The sequence below is a fragment of the Tissierella sp. genome (genome assembly GCF_052089545.1).
Lineage (GTDB): Bacteria > Bacillota > Clostridia > Tissierellales > Tissierellaceae > Tissierella_A.
In genome coordinates this window covers 1-2,961 of sequence record NZ_JBQDAA010000175.1, presented here as the reverse complement: position 1 = coordinate 2,961, position 2,961 = coordinate 1, and the positions used below count along the sequence as shown (strand labels likewise).

3 protein-coding genes are annotated in these 2,961 nt (G+C 29.0%); all 3 read left to right on the top strand.

What is annotated here, in order from left to right:
* Positions 1 to 34 precede the first annotated feature (34 nt).
* From ACTHW2_RS10745 to ACTHW2_RS10735, 3 genes are read left to right on the top strand one after another with little or no spacing between them, the layout of a single operon-like run.
* Positions 35 to 991, top strand: coding sequence for an ABC transporter substrate-binding protein (locus ACTHW2_RS10745; RefSeq protein WP_442263916.1), 957 nt, complete (start codon positions 35 to 37; stop codon positions 989 to 991).
* A 9-nt stretch (positions 992 to 1,000) separates the two neighbouring features.
* Positions 1,001 to 2,050, top strand: a complete 1,050-nt coding sequence (locus tag ACTHW2_RS10740) for a FecCD family ABC transporter permease (RefSeq protein ID WP_442263915.1) — start codon at positions 1,001 to 1,003, stop codon at positions 2,048 to 2,050.
* Positions 2,051 to 2,065: 15 nt separating this feature from the next.
* Entirely contained in the window at positions 2,066 to 2,845 is a 780-nt protein-coding gene (locus ACTHW2_RS10735) for a heme ABC transporter ATP-binding protein (RefSeq protein WP_442263914.1), read from the top strand.
* The last annotated feature ends 116 nt before the right edge of the window (positions 2,846 to 2,961 follow it).

The following is a 2,961-nucleotide window of genomic DNA, read 5'->3' as shown; positions in this document are numbered from 1 at the left end:
AAGTTTTTGTTTTTTAAAAACTAAGGAGGAAGACATGAAACTTAAAAACGTAAAAAGATTTTCATTTATTTTAACACTTATATTATTATTAACAGTAGTAGTAGCTTGTAGTCAGAAAGATACAACAGAACCTGATAAGGAAGAGGAAACACCAGTTACAGAAAATACAGAATTTCCAAAGACAATAGAAGATGGATTTGAAAATGAAATAGAGTTAGAAAACAAACCAGAAAAAATAGTTTCATTAGCTCCAAATAATACTGAAATACTTTTTGCACTTGGACTTGGAGATAATGTAGTAGGAGTTACATCATTTTGTGATTATCCTGAAGAAGCTCTTGAAAAAGAAAAAATAGGAGATTATGAAGGAATGAACTTAGAAAAAATAATAGAATTAGATCCAGATATAGTATTAAGTTATGGTGAAATGGATGAAAATGAAGCTAATAGACTAAAAGAAGCGAATATAAAAATTATATCTTATATGCCAGAATCTATAGATGAAATAGTTGAAACTATTAAAGCTATAGGTAATGCTACTGGAAGTGAAGAAAAAGCAAAAGAAATAACAGATGAAATGATGAGTCATAGAGACAATATAATAGAAAAGGTTAAAGATACAGAAGAAAAGAAAGTATTTTATGAAGTATGGCACGATCCATTACAGGCTGCAGGACCAGGTTCATTTATGGATGAACTTATAACTTTATCTAATGGAGAAAATATAGCTGGTGATGCCGATAAAGCATATGCAGAGTATGATTTGGAAACATTAGTGGAAAAAGATCCAGAGATTTATATAGCTCCTGATGATAACCCAGATGTAAGTAAAGAAACAATAGCAGAAAGACCAGGATATAGTGATTTAACAGCTATAAAAGAAGAAAGTATTTATCTAGTAGATGGAAATCTAGCTTCAAGAGCAGGTCCAAGAATAGTTGAAGCTCTTGAAATGATAGCTAAAACTATACACCCAGATAGTTTTAAATAGTAGGTAAATATGAAAATCATATTTAAAAAAGCTAAGTATAAAACAATTATACTTAGCTTAACTGCACTCCTGGTACTTTCTATAGGCTTTTTTTCTACAATAGGGACAGCGGATGTAAGTGTAGTTGACATATTTAAAATAATAGGGTCTAAAATTCCATTTATCAATAAAAGTATTGATATAATGAATATAAAAGATTCTTATAAAAATATTATATGGAACATTAGACTTCCTAGGGTGGTGCTTGGAGTACTAGTAGGTATGAGTCTTTCTATAACCGGGGGATCTTTTCAAGCTCTTTTTCAAAATCCAATGGCAGATCCATATATAATAGGTATATCATCTGGAGCTGCTCTAGGGGCAACACTTTCTATAGTTTTGAAACTAAATTTTTCCATATTAAATATATCTAATATAAGCTTGTTTGCATTTATAGGAGGACTTATAGCTGTATTTTTAGTATATAATATCTCTAAAATCAAAAACAAAGTGCCAACTACAACTCTTCTTCTCGCGGGGGTAGCTGTAGGACAATTTTTTACAGCTATAATGTCTTTTATGATGGTGTTAAATAATAAAGATATGAGTAAAATAATATATTGGACTCTTGGGAGTTTATCTGGAAAAGGATGGGAGCCTATTTTAACTTTAGGACCTATTATAATAATAGCTATATTTATTATGAATTTTTATGCACGGGATTTAAACATCCTTTTGACAGGGGAAGAGTCAGCTGAAAGTCTAGGAGTAAATGTAGAAAAAACAAAGGTATATATTCTTATACTAGGTACACTTATTACATCTTTAGTTGTTTCAATAAGTGGAATAATAGGTTTTGTAGGTTTAATAATACCTCATATTGTTAGGCTCATGCTAGGACCTGACCATAGGATACTTCTTCCTTCTTCTGCTCTGATAGGAGGAGTATTTATGGTCTTTGCAGATACAATAGCTAGAACTATTATTTCACCTATAGAAATACCTGTAGGGATTATTACAGCATTATTTGGTGGACCCTTTTTTATATATTTATTAATAAATAGTAAAAAAGGTTTATAGAAAGAGGAGAAAACAATGAATGCATTAAAAGTAGACAATATAAAATTTGGATATAAGGAGAATCTTATTTTAAAAGATTTATCTTTTAGTATTAAAAAAGGAGAGTTTATAAGTATTATAGGACCTAACGGTTCAGGAAAGTCTACACTCCTTAAAATGTTAAATAGTATATATACTCCAAATAAGGGGGAGATATATTTACATGGTAAAAACATAGAAGAGTTTAAAAGACTTGAAATAGCAAAAAAGATATCTTTAGTTCCTCAAGAGACAAATATAAATTATGAATTTACAGTAGAAGATATTGTATCTATGGGAAGACATCCATATAAGGGAAGATTTGAAAAAGAAAACTTAGAAGACAAATCTATAGTAGAAGAAGCCTTAAAGCTTACATCTACTATAGATCTTAGAAATAGACTTATAACTGAAATTTCTGGTGGGGAAAAACAAAGAGTTGTGATAGCCAAAGCATTAGCTCAAAATTCCTCAATTATACTTTTAGATGAACCAACCTCAAACTTAGATATAAATCATCAAATTGAGGTTTTAAATTTATTAAGAGATTTAAATAAAGATAAAAATACTACAATTATAATAATACTACATGATATAAACTTGGCAGCCAGATATTCAGATAGGATTATATTTTTAAATGATGGTGAAATAATAAGTGAAGGAAGCCCTGAAGATGTGATAACTAAGAAAAATATAAAGAGAGCTTACCATATGGATGTTTATTTAGAGAAAAATAAATATACAAACACTCCATATCTTGTCCCAATAGTTAAATAAAACAGATTATTTTTTAAATAATCTGTTTTATTTTATTGTTTTTATATGGTATATTAGTATAGATTAGATAGTTGCAGAATGTGATTTTTAAAAATATCTGTGTTATCCACAAGAAA